This window comes from Vreelandella salicampi, from assembly GCF_013415105.1.
GTDB lineage: Bacteria > Pseudomonadota > Gammaproteobacteria > Pseudomonadales > Halomonadaceae > Vreelandella > Vreelandella salicampi.
On the sequence record NZ_JACCDF010000003.1, the window covers coordinates 134,738 to 153,707 of the forward strand.

The 18,970-nt window shown below is 56.1% G+C and carries 18 protein-coding genes; 8 read left to right on the plus strand and 10 right to left on the minus strand.

Features of this window, described 5'->3' with window-relative positions:
* Positions 1-4: 4 nt before the first annotated feature.
* Positions 5-565: a DUF1415 domain-containing protein gene (locus tag HZS81_RS05740; RefSeq protein WP_179929696.1), complete on the plus strand. Its 561-nt coding sequence runs from the start codon at positions 5-7 to the stop codon at positions 563-565.
* A gap of 19 nt (positions 566-584) precedes the next feature.
* Here the strand turns inward: HZS81_RS05740 and HZS81_RS05745 are convergent, their stop codons facing one another.
* Both HZS81_RS05745 and HZS81_RS05750 read right to left on the minus strand, forming a co-directional pair.
* Entirely contained in the window at positions 585-1,100 is a 516-nt protein-coding gene (locus HZS81_RS05745) for a GNAT family N-acetyltransferase (protein WP_338401815.1), read from the minus strand.
* Entirely contained in the window at positions 1,097-2,089 is a 993-nt protein-coding gene (locus HZS81_RS05750; protein WP_179929603.1) for an LLM class flavin-dependent oxidoreductase, read from the minus strand. The genes HZS81_RS05745 and HZS81_RS05750 overlap by 4 nt, the downstream gene beginning before the upstream one ends.
* A 393-nt stretch (positions 2,090-2,482) precedes the next feature.
* Here HZS81_RS05750 and HZS81_RS05755 point away from each other — a divergent pair, with 393 nt between their 5' ends.
* The gene (locus tag HZS81_RS05755; protein ID WP_338401816.1) at positions 2,483-4,177 is read left to right on the plus strand and encodes a methyl-accepting chemotaxis protein; all 1,695 of its coding nucleotides are present in this window, start codon (positions 2,483-2,485) and stop codon (positions 4,175-4,177) included.
* A 113-nt stretch (positions 4,178-4,290) separates the two neighbouring features.
* On the opposite strand, the gene HZS81_RS05760 is transcribed toward HZS81_RS05755, so the two are convergent.
* Positions 4,291-5,010, minus strand: coding sequence for a murein L,D-transpeptidase catalytic domain family protein (locus HZS81_RS05760; protein WP_179929605.1), 720 nt, complete (start codon positions 5,008-5,010; stop codon positions 4,291-4,293).
* A 94-nt stretch (positions 5,011-5,104) separates the two neighbouring features.
* On the opposite strand from HZS81_RS05760, the gene HZS81_RS05765 reads away from it, so the two are divergent.
* On the plus strand, positions 5,105-6,784 hold the full coding sequence (locus tag HZS81_RS05765; RefSeq protein WP_241697386.1) for a L,D-transpeptidase family protein: 1,680 nt from the start codon (positions 5,105-5,107) through the stop codon (positions 6,782-6,784).
* Positions 6,785-6,926: 142 nt separating this feature from the next.
* On the opposite strand, the gene HZS81_RS05770 is transcribed toward HZS81_RS05765, so the two are convergent.
* Together HZS81_RS05770 and HZS81_RS05775 are read right to left on the minus strand one after the other, a co-directional pair.
* A complete protein-coding gene (locus tag HZS81_RS05770) occupies positions 6,927-8,627 on the minus strand; it encodes a peptidoglycan DD-metalloendopeptidase family protein (RefSeq protein WP_179929606.1) in 1,701 nt (566 codons plus the stop codon).
* 238 nt (positions 8,628-8,865) lie between these two features.
* Complete coding sequence (locus HZS81_RS05775; RefSeq protein WP_179929607.1) at positions 8,866-9,723, minus strand: pirin family protein; 858 nt, start codon at positions 9,721-9,723, stop codon at positions 8,866-8,868.
* 158 nt (positions 9,724-9,881) lie between these two features.
* On the opposite strand from HZS81_RS05775, the gene HZS81_RS05780 reads away from it, so the two are divergent.
* Positions 9,882-10,802, plus strand: a complete 921-nt coding sequence (locus tag HZS81_RS05780) for a LysR family transcriptional regulator (RefSeq protein ID WP_179929608.1) — start codon at positions 9,882-9,884, stop codon at positions 10,800-10,802.
* A gap of 74 nt (positions 10,803-10,876) precedes the next feature.
* Positions 10,877-11,875: a glutathione S-transferase family protein gene (locus tag HZS81_RS05785; RefSeq protein ID WP_179929609.1), complete on the plus strand. Its 999-nt coding sequence runs from the start codon at positions 10,877-10,879 to the stop codon at positions 11,873-11,875.
* A 94-nt stretch (positions 11,876-11,969) separates the two neighbouring features.
* Here HZS81_RS05785 and HZS81_RS05790 read toward each other — a convergent pair whose 3' ends face one another.
* Positions 11,970-12,467 carry a PRC-barrel domain-containing protein gene (locus tag HZS81_RS05790; protein ID WP_179929610.1) on the minus strand — a complete coding sequence of 166 codons (498 nt, stop codon included), beginning with the start codon at positions 12,465-12,467 and terminating at the stop codon, positions 11,970-11,972.
* 145 nt (positions 12,468-12,612) lie between these two features.
* A complete protein-coding gene (locus HZS81_RS05795; RefSeq protein WP_179929611.1) occupies positions 12,613-12,810 on the minus strand; it encodes a CsbD family protein in 198 nt (65 codons plus the stop codon).
* A gap of 559 nt (positions 12,811-13,369) precedes the next feature.
* On the opposite strand from HZS81_RS05795, the gene HZS81_RS05800 reads away from it, so the two are divergent.
* Positions 13,370-15,073: a DEAD/DEAH box helicase gene (locus tag HZS81_RS05800; protein ID WP_179929612.1), complete on the plus strand. Its 1,704-nt coding sequence runs from the start codon at positions 13,370-13,372 to the stop codon at positions 15,071-15,073.
* Positions 15,036-15,758 carry a deoxyribonuclease V gene (gene nfi / locus HZS81_RS05805; protein WP_179929613.1) on the plus strand — a complete coding sequence of 241 codons (723 nt, stop codon included), beginning with the start codon at positions 15,036-15,038 and terminating at the stop codon, positions 15,756-15,758. Before HZS81_RS05800 ends, nfi begins: the two co-directional genes overlap by 38 nt.
* Before the next feature lie 18 nt (positions 15,759-15,776).
* On the opposite strand, the gene HZS81_RS05810 is transcribed toward nfi, so the two are convergent.
* A complete protein-coding gene (locus tag HZS81_RS05810; RefSeq protein WP_179929614.1) occupies positions 15,777-16,511 on the minus strand; it encodes a glutamine amidotransferase in 735 nt (244 codons plus the stop codon).
* Positions 16,512-16,625: 114 nt separating this feature from the next.
* Between HZS81_RS05810 and tpx the strand changes: the two genes are divergently transcribed.
* On the plus strand, positions 16,626-17,126 hold the full coding sequence (gene tpx / locus HZS81_RS05815) for a thiol peroxidase (RefSeq protein ID WP_179929615.1): 501 nt from the start codon (positions 16,626-16,628) through the stop codon (positions 17,124-17,126).
* 7 nt (positions 17,127-17,133) lie between these two features.
* On the opposite strand, the gene HZS81_RS05820 is transcribed toward tpx, so the two are convergent.
* Both HZS81_RS05820 and HZS81_RS05825 read right to left on the minus strand, forming a co-directional pair.
* Positions 17,134-17,814 carry a gamma-glutamyl-gamma-aminobutyrate hydrolase family protein gene (locus HZS81_RS05820; protein WP_179929616.1) on the minus strand — a complete coding sequence of 227 codons (681 nt, stop codon included), beginning with the start codon at positions 17,812-17,814 and terminating at the stop codon, positions 17,134-17,136.
* A 128-nt stretch (positions 17,815-17,942) separates the two neighbouring features.
* Positions 17,943-18,956 carry an amidoligase family protein gene (locus HZS81_RS05825; RefSeq protein ID WP_179929617.1) on the minus strand — a complete coding sequence of 338 codons (1,014 nt, stop codon included), beginning with the start codon at positions 18,954-18,956 and terminating at the stop codon, positions 17,943-17,945.
* Positions 18,957-18,970: the final 14 nt, after the last annotated feature.

The following is an 18,970-nucleotide window of genomic DNA, read 5'->3' on the forward strand; positions in this document are numbered from 1 at the left end:
TTTGATGGATAGAGACGGCGCGGTGAAAGCGCAAACGCTTCACTGGGTGCGAGATTTTATCGTGGCCCACACCATTTGCCCGTTTGCTCAGCGCGAAGTCGAGCGTGACAGCGTACGTATCGAGGTTGTGCGCTCAAAAAAGATGGCGGTTGCACTTGAGGAGCTAATGGCGGAGATGGCGTGGCTCGACGAGCACGAGCAGGCCGAAACCTCGCTACTGGTTTTCCCCACGCTGTTTCGCGACTTCGAGCATTACCTGGATTTTGTCGATCTTGCCGAGTCGCTGATGGTGGAGCAGGGGTATGAAGGGATTTATCAGCTCGCTACCTTCCATCCGGATTACTGCTTTGCCGATGCTGAACCGGAGGACGTGGCAAACTACACCAACCGTTCGCCCTACCCGATGCTGCATCTTCTGCGCGAGGCGAGCCTAGAGAAGGCCATCGCCGCGTACGGCGATACCGAGCAAATTCCCGAGCGTAATATCGCCTACCTAGAGGCGATGGGTAGTGATGCCGCAGAAGCGATTCTGGCGGGCTGCATGCGTGAAGAAAGGCAAACATAATGCCTTATAAAATAGTGCCTTAGCGCATCAGCGCTTTGTGCATCACATGGGTATCCACCAGCCCTTGCTGTGGGTGGCGAAACGCCTCGGGTACAGTGCCGACGATACGAAACCCAAGGCGCTGCCAGAGTGCCACGGCCACCGTGTTGGTCGCCACCACGGCGTTAAACTGCATGGCGAGAAAACCGCTTGCCTTCGCCTGGGTTTGTGAGTGCTCGCACATCTTGCGGGCCACGCCTTGCCCGCGTGCAGCAGGGGCAACCATGTAGCCGCAGTTGCAAACATGATCGCCCGGCCCTGCGGCATTGGCTTTCAGGTAGTAACTGCCTAACAGCGTGCCGCTTGCATCTTTTGCCACCCAGGTCGCAAGCGGGGCTTGGCACCAGAGGCGGTAGGCATCATCAAAGCCAATCGCTGGGTCGATGGTGTAGGTTTGTGCCGACGTCACAATCTCTTGAAACACCGGCCAGAAAGCGGCGAAGTCTTTCTCGCTCATGGGGTGGAAGGTGATATCTGTTGCTGGCGTTGTCGTCACCGCGCCACCTCCGTGACAATTTCATAACTGCGCAGGCGGTCGGCGTGATCGTAAAAGTCGCTATTGATCATCAGCTCGTCCGCGCCGGTGCGGGCTTGGATCTCTTCCAGCCCGGCTTTAACGCTCTCAGGCCCACCGATGACTGCCGCGCCAAGAAACTGATCCACTTGGGCGCGCTCCATCGGTGTCCAATCCAGCTGCTCGACCGGGGGGAGCGATTGCGTGCGTTGGCCTCGAATCATATTCAAAAACTTTTGTTGAGCCGTCGTGGCTAGATAGTGCGCCATGGCATCGCTTTCTGCGGCCATGACTGGCAATCCGACCATCGCATAGGGGCGTTCTAAGTGCTCGGAAGGGCGGAAATTGTCGCGGTAAAGGCGCAGCGCTTCAAACAAATAACCAGGGGCAAACTGCGCGGCAAAGGCAAACGGCAAGCCTAATTGCGCGGCGAGCTGGGCGCTATAACCGCTGGAACCCAAAAGCCAGATGGGCACATGCGTATTCTGCCCGGGAATCGCTGTGACGCGCTGATTGGGCTCGGGCGTGCCCAAGTAACGACGCAGTTCTGCTAGCTGATCCGGGAAGTCATCCGCGCCGCTCTCAAGACGGCGGCGCAGCGCGCGCATGGTCAAACCATCAGAGCCGGGTGCGCGCCCTAGACCGAGATCGATTCGGCCGGGGTAGAGGGTTTCCAGCGTGCCAAACTGCTCGGCAATCACTAGCGGGGCGTGGTTGGGCAACATGATGCCGCCGCTGCCCACGCGAAGCGTCGAGGTGTTGCTGGCAATGTGGCCGATTAATAGGGAGGTGGCGGCGCTGGCAATGCCTTCAATGTTGTGGTGTTCGGCCAGCCAAAAGCGCGTGAAGCCCAGCTTTTCCGTGAGTTGGGCGAGTGAGACGCTATTGGCGAAGGTTTCTGCGGCGCTGCCGCCTTGGCGGATCGGGGCGAGATCCAAAACGGAGAGCGCCGTGGTGGCGAGTTGACTCATGCGGCACCTTATTAAATGGGGTCAGGGACGTGTCGTTGCGCAAAATGTTAGCACGCTTGTTAAAGACACGTTATGCGGCCGACGTAAGCGGATTGCAAGGCGTGTCGCGTGAGCCGAACGACGTAAGCTGAGAGGGGGATAAAATCGCCAAACTTTGATCCTAGACAAAGGGCTACATTGATCCCCGGCGATGGGTATGTAATCGTCGCTACGCGAATAATTACATGCGCGCCAAACGTTTGGTCGCGACAAGGCTCATGCTGCAGCGTCCTCATCACTAAAGTGATGTAATGGGCAAGGCTCTCCAACGCTTATATAGGTGGTATAACAAGAATGGCTGATCAACAGGGATCCCGGTTTAACATTAGTTTGCAGACCAAAATGGTTTTTTTGGTGCTTTTACCTATGCTGGTGCTGGCGGTGGTTTTATTTGCGCTCGAAATGCGCAGTTCCGCCGAGCGGATTCAGGAAACCCTTGATGAGCAGCGCGAGGTGCTCGTCGAAGAGCGTGAAAATACCGTGCGTTTCTTAGTCGAGTCGGCACGCAATGCGGTATCGCATTTAGTCGATAACCCCGCGTTAAGCGAAGAGGAAGCGCAAGCGCGCGCTCAGGAAATTTTGCAAAACTTTCGCTTTGGTAATGATAACTATGTGTTTGCTTTTGAGTTCGACGGCACGGCGATTGCGTTAGCCGCCGCGCCTGATCGCATCGGCACGAGCATGTCAGGTATAACCGATAGTGAAGGCAATGCTTTTGTGGATGATTTGATCGACCGTGCCCGCAATGGTAACGACAGCTTCTATGACTATCAGTGGATTAATCCGGCCAATGGCGAAACCGAAGCCAAACACTCGATGGCGATTCCCATTCCTGAGTGGGATTGGATGATCGGCACAGGGATTTACCTAAGCGATATTGATCAAGGATTGGCCGAAGTGGAAGCCTTGGCATGGTCCGAGTTCCGCAGCGGTCTAGTGATTAAAACGATTGTTACGGTTTTGATCCTGGTCGGCGTGGGGTTTGTCGCCACTTACCTGGTGCACCGCGCATTGCGCCCGGTTCGCCGTGCGGCGGCTGCGATGCATGATGTAGCGACTGGCGAAGCGGACTTGACCCAACGCCTCGCCGTCGAATCCAACGATGAAGTGGGGAATCTGGCCCGCCAGTTCAATGCGTTTATCGAGCGTATGCAGCTCACGCTACAAGACGTTCACCGCACATCGCGCTCGGTCCTTCAGGCATCGCTGGATATCGATAGCGGCACCAATGAGCTGGCCACACGTACCGAGCAGTCGGCGTCCAACTTGCAGCAGACCTCCTCGTCGATGGAGGAAATTACCTCCACAGTGCAGCACACCACGCAATCCGCCGAGCAAGCTTCACAGCTCTCACAAAGTGCCGTTGACGTTGCGCGCCGCGGCAGCGACGCCATGGAGCGGGTGGAAAGCACCATGGGCACGATTAATGATTCCGCCACGCAAATTGGCGATATCATTACCATGATCGATTCGATCGCCTTCCAAACCAATATTCTGGCCCTCAATGCCTCCGTTGAGGCGGCACGCGCCGGCGAGCACGGGCGTGGGTTTGCCGTGGTGGCGGAAGAAGTTCGCAAACTTGCGAGCCGTTCAAGCGAGGCCTCAAGCGAAATTCGTGAGCTGATTGATGGCTCGATGAAGAATACGCGTGAGGGCACGGAGCTGGTGCGTGAAGCGGGCTCTACCATGCAGGAAATCATGGAAAGCGTGACGCGGGTAACCGATGTGATCGCCGAAATTAGCGCGGGTGCCCGTGAGCAGAGCGCCGGTATTGGCGAAATCAACACCGCCGTGGCCGAAATGGACTCAATGACCCAGCAGAATTCGTCGATGGTGCAAGAAAGCTCATCGGCCGCGCAGAGCCTGCGCGAAGGGGCCGAGCACCTGTCGCATCTGCTGGAAGCCTTCGTGCTGGGTGAGTCCTCTAACGCGCCGGCGTTGGAGCGCCCGTCCAGTGCCTTGCCCGCGAGCAATGCGCCAAAGCGCCCGTCGCCATCGCGTACGCCAGCTAAGTCAACGGCTGATCACGACGATTGGGAAGAGTTTTGAGGGAAAACCCTTATAGCACTTTTTCAAAAACGAGTACTTCTGAAAAAACGCGCATTGCTAAAAAGTGTTAAGAAGTTCGATAACCGCCGCCTGGCTTGCCAGGCGGCGGTTTTTTAGCGTTGGGCAAGTTGTGTATCGGTGTCGCAGTTTAAAAACGTCGATGTCGCTAGCCACTCGGGGTCGGGATAATAAGCGAACACGTACTGCTCTTCTTTGAGGCTATTAATCAGCGGATAGGTGACGTCAGCGCGGACGGCTGGGCAGCCGTGGCTGCGACCCAAGCGACCGGTTTGGTCAATAAAATCCTCGCTAACGTAATCGGCCCCGTGAATCACGATGGCGCGCTCATAGGCAAGGTCGTTGACCTGAGGTTCTAGGCCATCCAAGCGTAGCGAATAGCCGTTGCGGCCGTAGTAGCTGTTCTTGGTGCGAAACAGCCCCAAGCTCGTTTGGTGGCTGTTGGGCGTATTGGAAAAGGCTTCGGCTAACGCATCGCCAGAGCCCTGGCCGTGGGAGACCAGCTCTTCGAAAAGCAGCTTATGCTGGTGTAGGTCAAAGACCCACATCCGTTGCTCGCTAGAGGGCAGCGAGTAATCGATTACTGCAAGGCGCTCAGCATTTGGGTCGGCGCAAGAGAGGGCTTCTGCCGCCATGCGTAATGCCTCAGGAGTGGCTTGGGGAGCAAGCTGCTTGAGTTGATGATGAAGGGGTGAGGTCTGCAATGGCGGTGTGGCGGCAATGTTGGCAAAGAAATTCGCGGCGTGAAGTGGTAACGTAACTAAACTGAGAGGCAACGTAAGCAGTAATGCTGACGCTTTCAAACGAAGCACCATAGAGGTCATCCTGATTAAGAGTAAAGGGTACAAGCAGTCAAAGGGCGCGGCATCGTTACCGTCAATGCCGCTATCGTAACGCAAGGAGAGGGCGATGCACGAGGTTCACCGACGACAACGATCAACGCTTGAGCGGCATGGATGGCCATTAGCGGCGTGTTTGGCACTGATGCTTGCGGCGGTGGCCCCGGCAAACGCGCAGCAGGCGTCGGAGCAAAACCTACAAGCGGCGCTGAAAGAGCAGCTGTCGAGCCAAAAAGAGCACGACGATCTTGCGCTGGCGCAAACCGATGAAGGCTTACCGGTTACGCGTTTTTATCAGCACCTGGGCCAAGCGCTCGCCTGGCAGGAACTTGCGCGGGTCGAATCGTTGGTGGCGGCCCTTCAAGGATTAGAGGATGACGGCCTCACGCCGTCTCATTATGGCGCCGACCAACTAGAAGCTAACTATCAGCGCAGCCAAGCCCAAGGAACGGCGGCTCAAGTGGCGTTTGATATCACCGCCACGCGCGCGCTGTTAAAAGCCTTGGAGCATCTGCAAAACGGCAAGCTGAACCCGCGTGAGGTAACGCCGCGGTGGGACGCGCCACCGCGGTTGCAAGCGTTACCGGTGGCAGCTATTGCCCAAGCCGTTGTCAGTGATGAGATGGCGAACGCCTTTGCTCAGGCGCGACCTGCGTTGCCTTACTATCAACCCTTACGTGAGGCGTTGTCTGCGTATCGTGGTTTGGCCACGCAAAATAGTGCGCCCTTTTTTCCTTCGCGTGAGGCGCCGTTGCGGCCCGGCGAGCACCACGCTGATGTGATGACGCTGCGTCAGCGGCTGACTTATTGGGGAGAGGCAGGGCTTCTCTCAGGAAGCCCGGAAGCGTACCCGCTCGTGGATATTGAACAGCGAGATCTGCGCCGCTTTGACCGTGAACTTGAAAACGCAGTAAAACGCTTTCAGCGCCGCCATCTTCTTCATACGGATGGCGTGGTGGGAAGCAAAACCCGCGAAGCGCTGAATGCCTCCATTGCTATGCGGGTAGCGCAGTTGCGCGTCAACCTTGAGCGGGGCCGTTGGATGGCGCCTACGCTGTCGCGCGAGCCACATGTATGGGTCGATATCGCCGGCTACCGTATGGCGTATGTGCGCCCAAATGGGGAGCGCTGGTCATCGCGGGTGGTGGTAGGCTCATCGCGGCGCGAAACCCCGGTTATTCATTCGCAGATTACGCGTCTCACGGTGAACCCATCCTGGACGCTTCCGCCTACGATCATGCGGGAGGATATGTTGCCACAGTTGCGGCAAAACCCAGCTTACTTGGCTGATCGCGGGATCAACGTGATTAACTATAGCGGTGAGGTGTTGAATGCCAGTGACATTGATTGGCAGTCGCCAGGTAACATCATGCTGCGCCAGCCGCCGGGGGCTACCAATCCGCTGGGGCGGGTCGTGGTGCGCTTCCCGAACAATGAAATGATTTATCTGCACGATACCCCCGCGCAAGGGCTTTTTGGACGTGATCAGCGGGCGCTGAGTTCGGGGTGTGTGCGCGTGGAAGGGGTGCATCAATTAGCGCGAATGCTCCTGGAAGATACCGGTAGCCGCTATCAGCTGGAAGCATTGATCAATACGTCGCGCAGCGATATTAACGTCAATCTGCCACAGCATATTCCGGTGGCGCTGCATTACGTCACCGCCTGGCCGGATGACGAAGGAAATGTCACATTTCGAGAGGATATTTACCGGCGCGATGCACGCGTGCTCAATGCGCTAAACCAACGTTAGTTTTTTGTGCCGAATGCCGCTGTAAAACTAATTGTCTTAACGCAAAATCGTCTTAACGCAAATAAGCCGCTTAACGAGATCTCTACGTTAAGCGGCTTATTGTTTTAAGTAAACCTAGCTCTAGGTTAGGCCGGTTTTGTACTTAGTCCTGATTTTCCACTGGGTTGCGTTGGTAAGACGCCACGTTGACGGTGCCTGTTTCTCCGCTCTCTAGCGCTGCCAGCATCGGGGCTGCTTGGCGCTTGAAAGCGATAAGCGTATCGCCGCTTAGGCTCGTGTTTTCGGGGAGATCAACCTTCATGGCGTTAACTGGGGCGTTATTTACATGCACTTCGTAATGCAGGTGGGGGCCGGTACTGCGCCCGGAGTTGCCGGATAGGGCAATGCGATCACCCATTTCTACCCGCTGACCACGGCTAACCAGCGGCTTTGAAAGGTGCAGGTAGCGTGTGCGATAACCATTATCGTGACGAATCACCACATAGCGCCCCGCCGCATAGTGGTTTTCAACGCGTTCCACACGGCCGTTTGCGGGGGCCGTAATGGGGGAGCCAATCGGCATGGCGAAATCGGTACCATTATGCGGGCTAATTCTCCCCGTGACCGGATGTTTGCGGCGGGGGTTGTAGTTAGAGCTTAAGCGATAACGGCCTTCAAAAGGGTAACGCGAAAAAGCGGGGTCTAGGCTCTTGCCTTCAGCGGTGTAGAACTTATCGTCGGTGGCGTTACGCACGACGGTTAAATTCATACGCTCGCCTTCATAGCGCACAGCCAAAACGCGCGAGTCGAGTGTTTCACCTTCAATCATGTCCGACTCGACCAGCACTTGAAACGTGTCGTCACGGCGGCTGTCACGGCGAAAGTCGAGCTTTTTCTCTAGTAAGCGTGTGAGCTCCGTCACCGCGCCGCTATTTAACCCCGTCGCCTGGGCAGAACGCGCAAAGCTGCCGCTGATGCTGCCCGCGTATAGTCGCTGCACCGGTTCACCCTGACGCTCAATGGGGGTAACGGCATACTGTGCTTCTTGATCTTCCCCACGCTCGACTAATACCCCTTCACGGGTGTTTTTCATCATGCGCAGTGAAAGCAGGCGGCCATCTTCGTCGAGCTGGTAGTCAAAGCTCTGACCGGCACGCCAGTGGGTTAGAAGGCGTGCGTTGGGCAATTTGTCGAGTAGCGTTAAAACTTCGCTATAGCCCAAGCCGAGCTTGTTTTGCGCGAGCACTGCAAACGTGTCGCCAGATTCGACAAGGTGGGTTTGCCACTCAGGAACATACGGCTCCTCAGCGGCGAGCTCCAAATCGAAGTAGGAAACGTCATCAAAAAGCTCGATGCCGTAATCTTCATATGATGTGGCATCGGCAATATTTGTGTCATTGTCGGCCTCTAACATGCCGTTGCTTAGCGTCCCCACGACCACCGCGATATGTAAAACCCCGTCATCAATCATGCGATTATCGGGCGTAGTGGAGGGTCGGGGGGCGCTTGAAGAAGCCTCAGAGGCAGTCGCGGTAATCGTCGAAGCGCTATCGGCCTTATCAAGGTCGACCACTTCCATCGCTTGCAGGTTACTAAGCGGAATATGGTGGCGGGTCGCATCTAACGCGCGGGACGCTTTGCCAATCGCACTGGCCATGGTCGTGCGCTCTTCCTGCAAGGAAGGAACACCGGGAGACGAGTCACTGGGAAGCGGGACATATACGCTCTCAACCGGCGTGTTTGATGCATTATGACTTTGATACGTTGTGACTAATTTTTGTGTGCCCAGCACCGTGACCATTGTAGCCACTGGTAATAACAATAACTTGTGTGTGCGGGGCAGCGAATGAAGGATTCGCAACATGGGTGAATAGACCGCCAAAAGTAATGAATAAAAAATGACTAAAAATGTAGTTAGTGGCGAAACCTTACCCCATGAAGCAAGAGGTGCATAGACTGTACGCGCATACACAAAACGCTCTTGATGCCCCTGGTGGCGCCCTTTTGCACCAAACTATTATTTTCAAACGCTGTTTGTTAACACAACTTGCCCAATTCTTGACTCAATACCACAAAAAAATCTTTTTAAGCGGCCATAAAGATCAATGTATAGCGGGTAAATGGGTGAACGTTCCATCCCGGTAATCGCGTAACGCTTGATCTAGCTCATGTCGTGTATTCATGACAAAAGGTCCATAGTGAGCGATCGGCTCATGATGCGGCTCACCTGCTAGCAGAAGTGCTTGGGCGCCGTTGGCTGTCTTGAGCGTAAGGATCTCGCCCGCGCTGAAGCGAATCAGCTCGCCCGCGCGAGCCGCTTCGCCTGCACAGGTGAGCTCACCGCGAAAGACATAAGCACATAGCGTCGTCGCGGTTTGTGTCAGTTCGATTTCTCCGTTAGCGGCAAGCGTAAGGTGACTCACGCCGCCGTGCCCGGCGAGCGCATCGAGCGGACCGCTAATGCACTCTCCCGCTAATGTCTGCCAATGGCCGCCTAAGGCAACCAGGGTGCCGCTAGCTGTTGTCAGCGTAGGCATTTCGACATGGCGAACATCGCGGTAGGTCGGCGTGCTCATCTTCTCTTTGGCAGGCAAGTTGAGCCATAACTGAAAGGCAAGCAGGCCGTTTTCGTCGGTAAGGGGCATTTCGGAATGTACCATGCCACGCCCGGTATGCATCCATTGGGCGTCGCCAGGGTGAATCGTACTGCGATGGCCGAGGTGGTCCTCGTGGGTTAAACCGCCGTGGATGACATACGTTAGCGTTTGAATGCCGCGGTGCGGGTGCGGCGGAAACCCTCCGATATGGGCATCATCAGTGTCTGCGGCAAGCTCATCAAGCATCAAAAAGGGGTCTATGCCGCCGCCAAATTCATGAATGCGCTTTATCTTGACGCCATCGCCGTCTTGGCTGGGGTGTGCGGGAATGCGACGATCAATGGTGCGCTGTCGTGAGTTCATGAAGCCTCCAAGAGGTGTTACTTACGCCATCCGCCTTTGGTGCGGATAGCGATTAATTCGGTGGAATGTAGGTATCATTGACGGTTTCCTGGCATTCTAGTGAGGTTTTTTCGAAAATTAAGCGCATAGTTTTGCTCTAATGCATCGAGGAAATCGAAATGTCACGTGTCACCCTTGCCCAGTGGCAAATGTTAGCCGCCGTGGTGGACCACGGTGGCTTTGCCCGCGCGGCAGAAGCCATACATAAGAGCCCCTCAACGCTCAATCACGCCGTCCATAAGTTGGAAGAGCAGCTCGGCGTGCAGGTGTTGGAGCCTGTCGGGCGGCAGGTGCGCCTCACCGAGGCAGGTGAATTATTGTTGCGCCGCGCCCGCCAACTTATTGAGAGTGCGGCCTCGCTTGAAGATGTCGCCTCCAGGCTCGCCTCGGGGCTTGAGGCGGAAGTGGTCGTGGCAATTGACCAGACTTTCCCCGAAGCGGCACAGGCAAAAGCGCTGGAGGCGTTTTCCACCACCTATCCGCAGGTGCGCGTCCAGCTTCATGAAAGTGTGCTCAATGGCGGGATCGAAATGCTCTACGACGGACGAGCCGATCTTGTTGTTTCCGGCCTTGAGGCTCAGGGGTTTTTGGGCGAGCCGCTGGTGACCGTGCGTTTTATCGCAGTCGCTCATCCGCAGCACGCGCTGCATCAGCTCGGCCGGGCGCTGGATTTACGCGATCTGGCGCAATATCGTCAGCTGGTGGTGCGGGATTCAGCGCTGCGCCAATCGACTAATTCTGGTTGGCTAAAAGCCGAACAGCGCTGGACGGTAAGTCACCTAAACACGTCGCTGGATATGGTCAAGCGCGGCCTAGGATTTGCCTGGCTACCCGAAACGCGCATTGCCGATGAGCTTGCCAGTGGCGAACTGAAGCCATTGCCGCTGACCGCAGGCGGTGTGCGCGAAGTGCCCATTCAACTGATTTTTCGCGACCGTGACCGTGCTGGCCCCGCCGCTCATGCTATGGCCGCTGCGTTTAAACAGGCGGTTACCGCGTGCGCATCGGACGATTCGAAAGCATCGAACGCTGCACCGTAAAACATCCGCTTGAGGCTTAGGTGCCTGGGCGTATGCTGGAAGCATCAATGGCTTACGCTGACAGGAGGCGCCTTATGGGCTTATTAGTAAACGGTGAGTGGCATGATCAGTGGTACGACACCAAAAAGCACGGCGGTGAATTTGTGCGCGAATCTGCGCAGCTGCGTGATTGGGTCGGAGCCGATGCACCTGACGGGGTTTTATCGCACCCGGCTGAAGCCGACCGCTATCACCTCTATGTCTCGCTGGCGTGCCCTTGGGCGCACCGCATACTTATCATGCGCAAACTCAAGGGGCTTGAGTCGCTGATGGGTGTGTCTCACGTTAGTCCCTTGATGCTGGGCCAAGGCTGGACTTACGACGAGGATGAAGGTTCAAGCGGTGATCCCGTCAACGGCGTTACCTATCATCGCGAGCTTTATACCCTAACCGATCCGCACTACACCGGTCGTGTCACGGTACCGGTGCTGTGGGATAAAAAGCGCTGCGCCATCGTCAACAATGAGTCGGCGGATCTGCTGCGTATTCTCAACGGCGCGTTTGATGAGCTAACCGGCAACCGGTTGGATTTCTACCCGCAAGATCTGCGCGAGGAGATCGATGCCGTCAACGCGGATGTATACGACCACATCAACAATGGCGTATACAAGTCAGGGTTCGCGACAGAGCAAAGCGTCTATGAAAAGCACGTGCATGCGCTTTTTGAATCGCTTGAACGGATGGAAAAACGCTTAAGTCAGCAGCGCTATCTGGCCGGTGAATGGCTGACCGAGGCGGATATTCGTCTCTTTACCACGCTGGTGCGTTTTGACGCGGTTTACCACGGCCACTTTAAGTGCAACCTTAAGCGGATCGAAGACTTCCCGAACCTAGCGAACTACTTGCGCGAGCTTTATCAGTGGCCGGGGGTAGCCGAAACGGTCAATATGGATCACATCCAACACCACTACTATTACAGCCACGATACCATCAACCCCACGCGCATCGTGCCCGCCGGGCCGCTGTTAAATTTCAATCGCCCCCATGACCGCGAGCGTTTACCAGGGCAGGGCGTGCGACACAAAAGTAAATGACCGATTAGATACGCAAAAGCCACCGCGTAGGTGGCTTTTTTCAGCGTGCTCTTTAGGTTCGCATCATGCTCGTTTAGCTTAAAGAAAACAGCTTTTACTCTTGATTAACACCTTCGTCAGAGTCAAAGGCATCGCGGGTATATTGCCACGCGCTTTCGAGTTCTTGCTCAGTCGTTTCCCAGGCATCGCGTGCGTTGACTTTGGTCTGTTCCCACCAGTCGCGATTATAAGTAGGAAATGATTTCACTTCCTCCTCAGATGCACTGATCAGAATACGGTGTTCAGTATCGTTACCGTCCGTATCGGTTTCGAGACGGAAGTAATCCGAATCGACGACGATTTCACGGCCGCCTAGCCCTAATACAGCACCACTTTCGACAACGATAGAGCTGACCTTCATGTCTTCATTCAACAAAATATCTTCGACGTCGCCAATATCTTCGTTGGTGTCGCCTTCGAGATAGACATCCGCGTCCATAATGTCGTCAGCGGAGTACATACCTTGTGGCTCGCTGGAAGCCGCATTGGCATGAAAAGCAACACCGCAAAGTAGGGCTGCACTAACAGCAGTTGTCATGATTGATTTACGCATAGCACCTCTCCTTGTCGCTACAAACTCAATACGCATTGGCATGCGATAACGCTCAATGTGTTGTGCAAAACGTGTTGTATTGAGGAATCTGGAAATGGGAGTATAAAAGCAATGAGTTGTTACTGTGGGTGATTATTATGAGGCGTTATTGTTCATCTGCCCACTTGTCGGCTTTACGCTCAGCTTCTTCTTTCGCCAAGCCGTATTTTTGCTGCAACTTACCCACTAGCTGATCGCGTTTACCGCCGATTTGATCCAATTCATCGTCGGTAAGCTCACCCCAGCTAGCGCGTGCTTTGCCTTTCATTTCAGTCCATCGACCTTCTATTTGATCCCAGTTCATCGAATCACTCCTTTAGGTACCTTGAAATTGATAAGGCACATTTCAGGCTAGTTCAAATATGGCACGCTGCCAATCGCACCTTCGAAAAATACGCATGGAAAAACTGGTCAGGCGTTAGCAGCGATGTTAGTATGCGCCTTCCTCGCATGTGTTGACCCCTCCATCATGACGAATGTTTGAGCCAAAGCGCTTGAGCTAGCGCAGAGCCTTCCCCTGATTGGGAGCTCATTGTTGTGTGAAGATGGCGCGCCGCTTACCAAGCCTTGAGGCTTGTTCGAAAAGCCGGCGCAGAAGGTCGCCACAGCGGTTAGCCCGCGATTGCGGTCTTAGCCCTAATGCTAGGTGCGACCGGCGTCTCCGACTCACTTTGACGCATTCCGCCAAAAACGGAAGCGGTGACTGATTACATATCGTCTATTGGCAAATAGCCTTTTGCACATGTTTTTTTACACATGGTTTTGTAAATCGCTTATAGCATGTTGACTTATGTGAGTCATCGAGTCAGAGACGCTTTTGATGTTTTTTGCCGTGACGACCACGGCCTACCAAGGTGTGATTAATGACCTCGACTTCTGTCGCCTCGCCGAGCTTCGGCGAACTGGCTCTATTGCCTGCCGTTTTGTCTGCTGTTGAAACACAGGGCTACGAAACTCCCTCGCCGATCCAAGCGCAGACGATTCCTGCGCTGCTGGAAGGACGCGATATGCTGGGCCAAGCCCAAACCGGCACCGGCAAAACCGCAGCGTTTGCATTACCGTTACTGTCACGTTTAGAACTGACGCGCCGCGAACCTCAGGTGCTGGTCATGGCACCGACTCGCGAGCTTGCTCAGCAGGTTGCCGCCTCGTTCAGCAAGTACGGACAAAACCTCAAAGGCCTTGAAGTCGCCACTCTGTGTGGTGGTCAAGAGTATCGTGAACAGCTCGGCTCGCTAAAGCGTGGCGCACAAGTCGTGGTGGGTACCCCAGGCCGTGTGATCGATCACCTGGACCGCGGTAGCTTGAAGCTTGATGGTCTCTCAGCACTAGTGCTGGACGAAGCCGACGAAATGCTGCGCATGGGCTTTATCGACGACGTGAAACGCGTGGTTGCCGATACCCCTAAAGATGCACAGCGCGTGTTCTTCTCGGCCACGTTGCCGCCGGAAATCGAGCGCATCGTTAACCGTTATTTAGTCGATCCGGTGAAGGTGGCGATTGAGTCGGGCACCACGACTGGCGAGAACATCGAACAGCGTATTGTGCGCGTCGACGGTGGCGCTAAACTTGAAGCTCTGTCGCGTATTCTCGAAGTGGAGCCGGTCGATGGGGCCATCGTCTTTGTGCGTACCCGCGCCGCCTGCACCACGCTAGTGGAACAACTGACGGCACGTGGCGTGAATGCGGCAGGCCTTTCCGGTGATCTCGACCAGAGCCTGCGTGAGCGCACGATCCAGCGCTTAAAACGCGGCAAAGTCGATGTGCTGATCGCCACCGACGTTGCCGCTCGTGGTCTAGACGTGTCGCGTATTACACACGTTATCAACTACGATCTGCCCCAGGATGCCGAAGCTTATACCCACCGCATCGGCCGTACTGGTCGTGCCGGGCGCAGTGGTATCGCAATTACCTTTGCCGGTTTCCGTGAAGGTCGCAAAGTCGGCTGGATGGAGCAGGCAACCGGTCAGAAAATGACCGAAATGCCGCTGCCGGATGAATCCGCTATTCGCGCCCATCGTGATGAAGTCTTCCATCATCGCGTCATCGCCTCCTTGACCAAGGGTGCAGAAGAGCAGCGTGCGCTGATTGAACGTCTGATCGAAGAGGGTTACGACCCGATTGAGCTGACCTGTGCGTTTGCCGCCATGGCCCGCGCTGACGAAGCACCGATCGGTCGCCTGCAGGCGCCGCGTAAAGAGAAGCCCTCGCGTGATGGCGGCGGCAAGCCGGCTGGCCGTCGTGAGCGTAGTAGCGCTCCGAGCGAAGGCATGACCCGCTATCGCGTTTCTGTCGGCCATAAAGATGGTGTTAAGCCCGGCCAGCTGGTTGGCGCACTGGCAAACGAAGGGGGTATCGAAGGCGCACGTATCGGCCGTATCGATATTCGCAACGCCTTCTCCGTCGTTGAGTTACCCAACGGCTTGCCAAGCTCGATTCTGGCCAAGATGTCGCGTGCCCGTGTCGGCGGTCGTCCGTTGGAAATTAGCGAAGACAGTGCCCCAGATCGCGCGCCGCGTCGCCGTCAAGATGGCGAAGCGCCCGTACGCCGCCGTGAGCGTGCGTGATCGGCTAGCGATCGAGCACGCCTGGGATCTCGCGCCTGAAAAGGCGCGAGCCCTGCAGTCCTGTTTGGCACAGCGCGTCATCTGTGCCGACCCTATCGGCCCCGTCGAGCATATCGCCGGGGTCGATATTGGTTTTGAGGCCGGTGGCGACATCACCCGCGCCGCCGTGGTGGTGCTGAAGTGGTCGCCCGAAGGGCCGCCTTTTCAGGTGGTCGAGCAGGTGGTACACCGCGAGCCGACGCGCATGGCGTATGTCCCCGGTCTGCTCTCATTTCGCGAAGTCCCGGCGGCGTTGGGTGCCTTTGCCAAACTACAAACCCCACCACAGCTTGTGATGGTCGATGGCCAGGGTATTGCCCACCCGCGGCGTCTGGGCGTGGCGTCTCACCTGGGGTTGTGGTTGGATCTCCCTACCATTGGGGTAGCCAAATCACGACTATGTGGCACGCACGGTAACGTGGGCGAGCAACGCGGTGATTGGACGCCGCTCGAACATCAGGGCGAGCGTATCGGTGCTGTACTGCGCTCCCGCGTTAACGTCAAACCGATCTATATCTCACCCGGCCACCGCCTCAGTTTTGAAACGGCGTTGGACTGGGTCATGCGCTGTTTGCACCGCACGAAACTGCCCGAGCCGACCCGGCTCGCGGATCGTCTCGCCTCCCGGCGCGGGCCTATCGTCTGAACGCTTTTCTGAGTGGCCTTACAGGTGCGCGATAAAACGCGCGAGCAGCTGCGTCGCCTCCGGTGTCTCGGTAACCCCTGCTTGCAACGCGTGAACGTCTTGCCCTTGTTGTGCTAACGCGTCGCGCTGATGGGCTAAATACGCCTGCATCACCGGCGGGGTAAACTCCGGATGAAACTGCACGCTCCACTGACGCGGCCCGTAGCGTAGCGCCTGGTATGTATCGTGGGCATTGGTTGCCAACACCGTAGCGTCCGGTGGTGGGGTAAGAACCGACTGCGCGTGGGTCAAATGGGCAGAAAACGTGTTGGGCAGTTGGCCGAACAGCGCGTCTTCTGTTCCTGCTTGCGTCAGATGTACGGGGTAAGTACCGGACTCGCGACCTGCTGGATGGTAGTCGCTAACCCCACCAAAGGCCGCCGCCATCAGCTGATGGCCGTAGCAAACGCCTAGCATCGGCACATTGGCGGAAAGCGCCTCGCGCAGCCACGGCTTGAGCTTCTCGCTCCAGGGTTCGGCGTTGCTGACCATGCTGTGCGAGCCGGTAATCACGATACCGGCAAGCGTTGCTGCATCGGGAAGCTTATGGCCGCGTGGCGCGTCAATAATCTCAAGTGCCATGCCTACTGGCACTGCCGGGTGTAGTTCCTTAACAAAAAGTGCTTCAAAATCGCCATGGCGAGCCACTACATCGGGGAAGGCATCGCCGGTTTTGATGATCACGATATATTTGGCAGATGAGTCAGAGGGCATCGGATGTCCTTCTCGGGCGTTAGGGGGTGTCAGGCTGCTATATTCGCTTTAGCAGTCGTTTGGCTGTTAAGATTGTAAATGATAATTTTTCCCATGACGAAAGAGGATCGAACCATGCCACAAGTGACTCGCGCGGGTGAACCGATGGAAGTGGCCGGCACACTGCCGGCGGTGGGCGAGAAAGCCCCGGCATTGACGCTGACCAACGTTGAGCTAAAAGACGTAACGCTTGACGATTATGCTGGCAAGCGCAAAGTGATGAATATTGTGCCGAGTGTTGATACGCCCACGTGCGCTACGTCTGCTCGGCGTTTTAACGAGGTGGCTTCGGAGTTGCCCGATACCGTGGTGCTGGTGATCTCGGCCGACTTACCCTTCGCGGCGCTGCGCTTTTGCGGTGCGGAAGGCTTGGACGATGTCGAGACACTCTCGACGTTTCGTCACCCGGAATTCCGCGAAGCCTGGGGCGTGGCGTTCAAGAATAACCCGATGGAAGGGCTCTGCGCTCGCGCGGTGGTCGTGCTTGATGCCGATAATCGTGTACTGCATAGCGAGCTGGTCAGTGAGATCAAAAACGAGCCGGACTACGATGCCGCCCTTGCCGCATTAAAATAGGCGGCGTTTAGTCGTGCTTGCTTAAATGGCGTTTGGCCGCTCTCACTAAAGCGTTGATGAGGCGCTGTTGGGGGCGGTTGAAAATGAGCCATTCAGGATGCCATTGCACACCGATTAAGAAGTCGTGGTTTCTCGACTCAATTCCCTGCACCAGCCCGTCTCGGTCGCGCGCCACAATATCGACGCCTTCACCGGCGTGATTTACCGCTTGATGGTGAAGACTGTTGACGCGGCACCACGTTACTCCCAAAAAACGATGCAGCTTGCTATCTCCTACGATATCCACGGTCTTGCGTGGCAATACCGTGCGCCGCTGTTTTAGCCCTTCGTGGGTGGTGTAAATATCGGGATCCAGCGTCCCGCCAAGGTGTATGTTGATTAGCTGCGCGCCGCGGCAAATGCCCAATACAGGCGTTTGTTGGGGAATAAAACGCTCTAATAGGGTTAATTCCAGCTCATCGCGCTCGGGATCGACGCGCACATCAAACTGTACTTCAGCATCGTAAAGGTGTGCTTGAATGTCGTCCCCGCCGCCGATGATTAAACCATCGAGGCGATCCGGGCGTGGGCGAGATGGGGAGAGCCGAACCGGGCGGCCGCCGTGTCGCCAAACGGCAAACCAGTCGAACCACCAAGCCAGGCGGCTTTTACGGTCAGACGTTGTAATTCCAATCAATGGGCGTGGCATCCAGCGGCACTCTCTATATGTTCAGGCAATATGTTCAGGCGATAGAACCGTTCTATAAAACCTGTCTGTGATTGCAGTCTGAAAGAACGGTCTATCTGGTCTATTTTCGAGCGTGTTGAGGGGAGCCATTATTGGCGCCGGCGTTGCCACCAACGGCGGATATGCTCCGGCCAGCGAATATAAAAAGGCCGATTTTGCTCACTGATGTACGCTGCACAGCGTTTGGCCAGTTTATCGCGGTCTGCGGCGAGTTCTTCAACGTCGACCCAGCGGTTCCATTCTGTCACGGCGCCCCAATCCGGCTCGGAGAGCTGCGCGTTAGGCAAGCGGTAGTGGAACGTGGGGCGCGGTTTGGTGAGCTTGCTGTGCAGCAATTTATGCGGGTGATCTGGGTAGATGTGAGCAAACAGCGGCAGCATATCCAGTTCACGGTTACGTGTGGGGTTGTCGTGTAAGTAGTCGTCGATCAAGGTCTTAAGATCAGGTTGATAAGACGCGGCGAAAATCTTGAGCGCATACTCTTTGGGGAAGGGGTTGGCGTGGGGCAGCACTTCGCGCGTGATGTCGACGTTAATCTCTTCGCGCAGCCAAGGGGCGAGCAACAGATAAGCGCGTAGCATCGAAAGCAGGTAGTCAGCGTCGAGCGCGGCGGCTTCCGGGTTTAAGTGCAGGCCAAAGCCGTAAAGTAGGCTGGCATCCGTGCCTTTGGCACCGTGCTCACGCAGGGCCTCGAAAAGCTCGTCAAGCTCGGGCAACGCATCCCACGGCACCGGCGGAAAAACAATCTCGGTGGGTACCAGGCCGGTCACCATATCGCCGATCAGTTCGCGGGTTTTTTGGTGAAATTCCACACGCATCTGATGCTGGTGGCGCGCCCATTCCGTATCGAGAAAAGCGCTATCATCCAAGATTTTGCTATCCGGGTGAGCATACTGGGTATCGAGCTCAATACTGAAATCACCCCAGCGCGTGTCTTTGACCTGTAGCCGATGAGGGCTGACAACGTTAAGCTCACCGCCGAACACGTCACTGACAAGCTGCGCCGTATCGCGGGGCGGCAAGCCGGCAAATTCAATCTCAACACCGACACGGCGGGTCTGGCCGTCAGCATTGACCTCGGCGGGAGGAGTTTTCAGCGCCATCTCGACATCCTGTG

Bases quoted from the DNA above. Each gene is read 5' to 3' on its own strand.
- HZS81_RS05740 (WP_179929696.1), top strand. From the start codon at position 5: ATGGATAGAGACGGCGCGGTGAAAGCGCAAACGCTTCACTGGGTGCGA.
- HZS81_RS05750 (WP_179929603.1), bottom strand. From the start codon at position 2,089: ATGAGTCAACTCGCCACCACGGCGCTCTCCGTTTTGGATCTCGCCCCG.
- HZS81_RS05760 (WP_179929605.1), bottom strand. From the start codon at position 5,010: ATGGTGCTTCGTTTGAAAGCGTCAGCATTACTGCTTACGTTGCCTCTC.
- HZS81_RS05765 (WP_241697386.1), top strand. From the start codon at position 5,105: ATGCACGAGGTTCACCGACGACAACGATCAACGCTTGAGCGGCATGGA.
- HZS81_RS05770 (WP_179929606.1), bottom strand. From the start codon at position 8,627: ATGTTGCGAATCCTTCATTCGCTGCCCCGCACACACAAGTTATTGTTA.
- HZS81_RS05775 (WP_179929607.1), bottom strand. From the start codon at position 9,723: ATGAACTCACGACAGCGCACCATTGATCGTCGCATTCCCGCACACCCC.
- HZS81_RS05780 (WP_179929608.1), top strand. From the start codon at position 9,882: ATGTCACGTGTCACCCTTGCCCAGTGGCAAATGTTAGCCGCCGTGGTG.
- HZS81_RS05785 (WP_179929609.1), top strand. From the start codon at position 10,877: ATGGGCTTATTAGTAAACGGTGAGTGGCATGATCAGTGGTACGACACC.
- HZS81_RS05790 (WP_179929610.1), bottom strand. From the start codon at position 12,467: ATGCGTAAATCAATCATGACAACTGCTGTTAGTGCAGCCCTACTTTGC.
- HZS81_RS05795 (WP_179929611.1), bottom strand. From the start codon at position 12,810: ATGAACTGGGATCAAATAGAAGGTCGATGGACTGAAATGAAAGGCAAA.
- HZS81_RS05800 (WP_179929612.1), top strand. From the start codon at position 13,370: ATGACCTCGACTTCTGTCGCCTCGCCGAGCTTCGGCGAACTGGCTCTA.
- nfi (WP_179929613.1), top strand. From the start codon at position 15,036: ATGGCGAAGCGCCCGTACGCCGCCGTGAGCGTGCGTGATCGGCTAGCG.
- HZS81_RS05810 (WP_179929614.1), bottom strand. From the start codon at position 16,511: ATGCCCTCTGACTCATCTGCCAAATATATCGTGATCATCAAAACCGGC.
- tpx (WP_179929615.1), top strand. From the start codon at position 16,626: ATGCCACAAGTGACTCGCGCGGGTGAACCGATGGAAGTGGCCGGCACA.
- HZS81_RS05820 (WP_179929616.1), bottom strand. From the start codon at position 17,814: ATGCCACGCCCATTGATTGGAATTACAACGTCTGACCGTAAAAGCCGC.
- HZS81_RS05825 (WP_179929617.1), bottom strand. From the start codon at position 18,956: ATGGCGCTGAAAACTCCTCCCGCCGAGGTCAATGCTGACGGCCAGACC.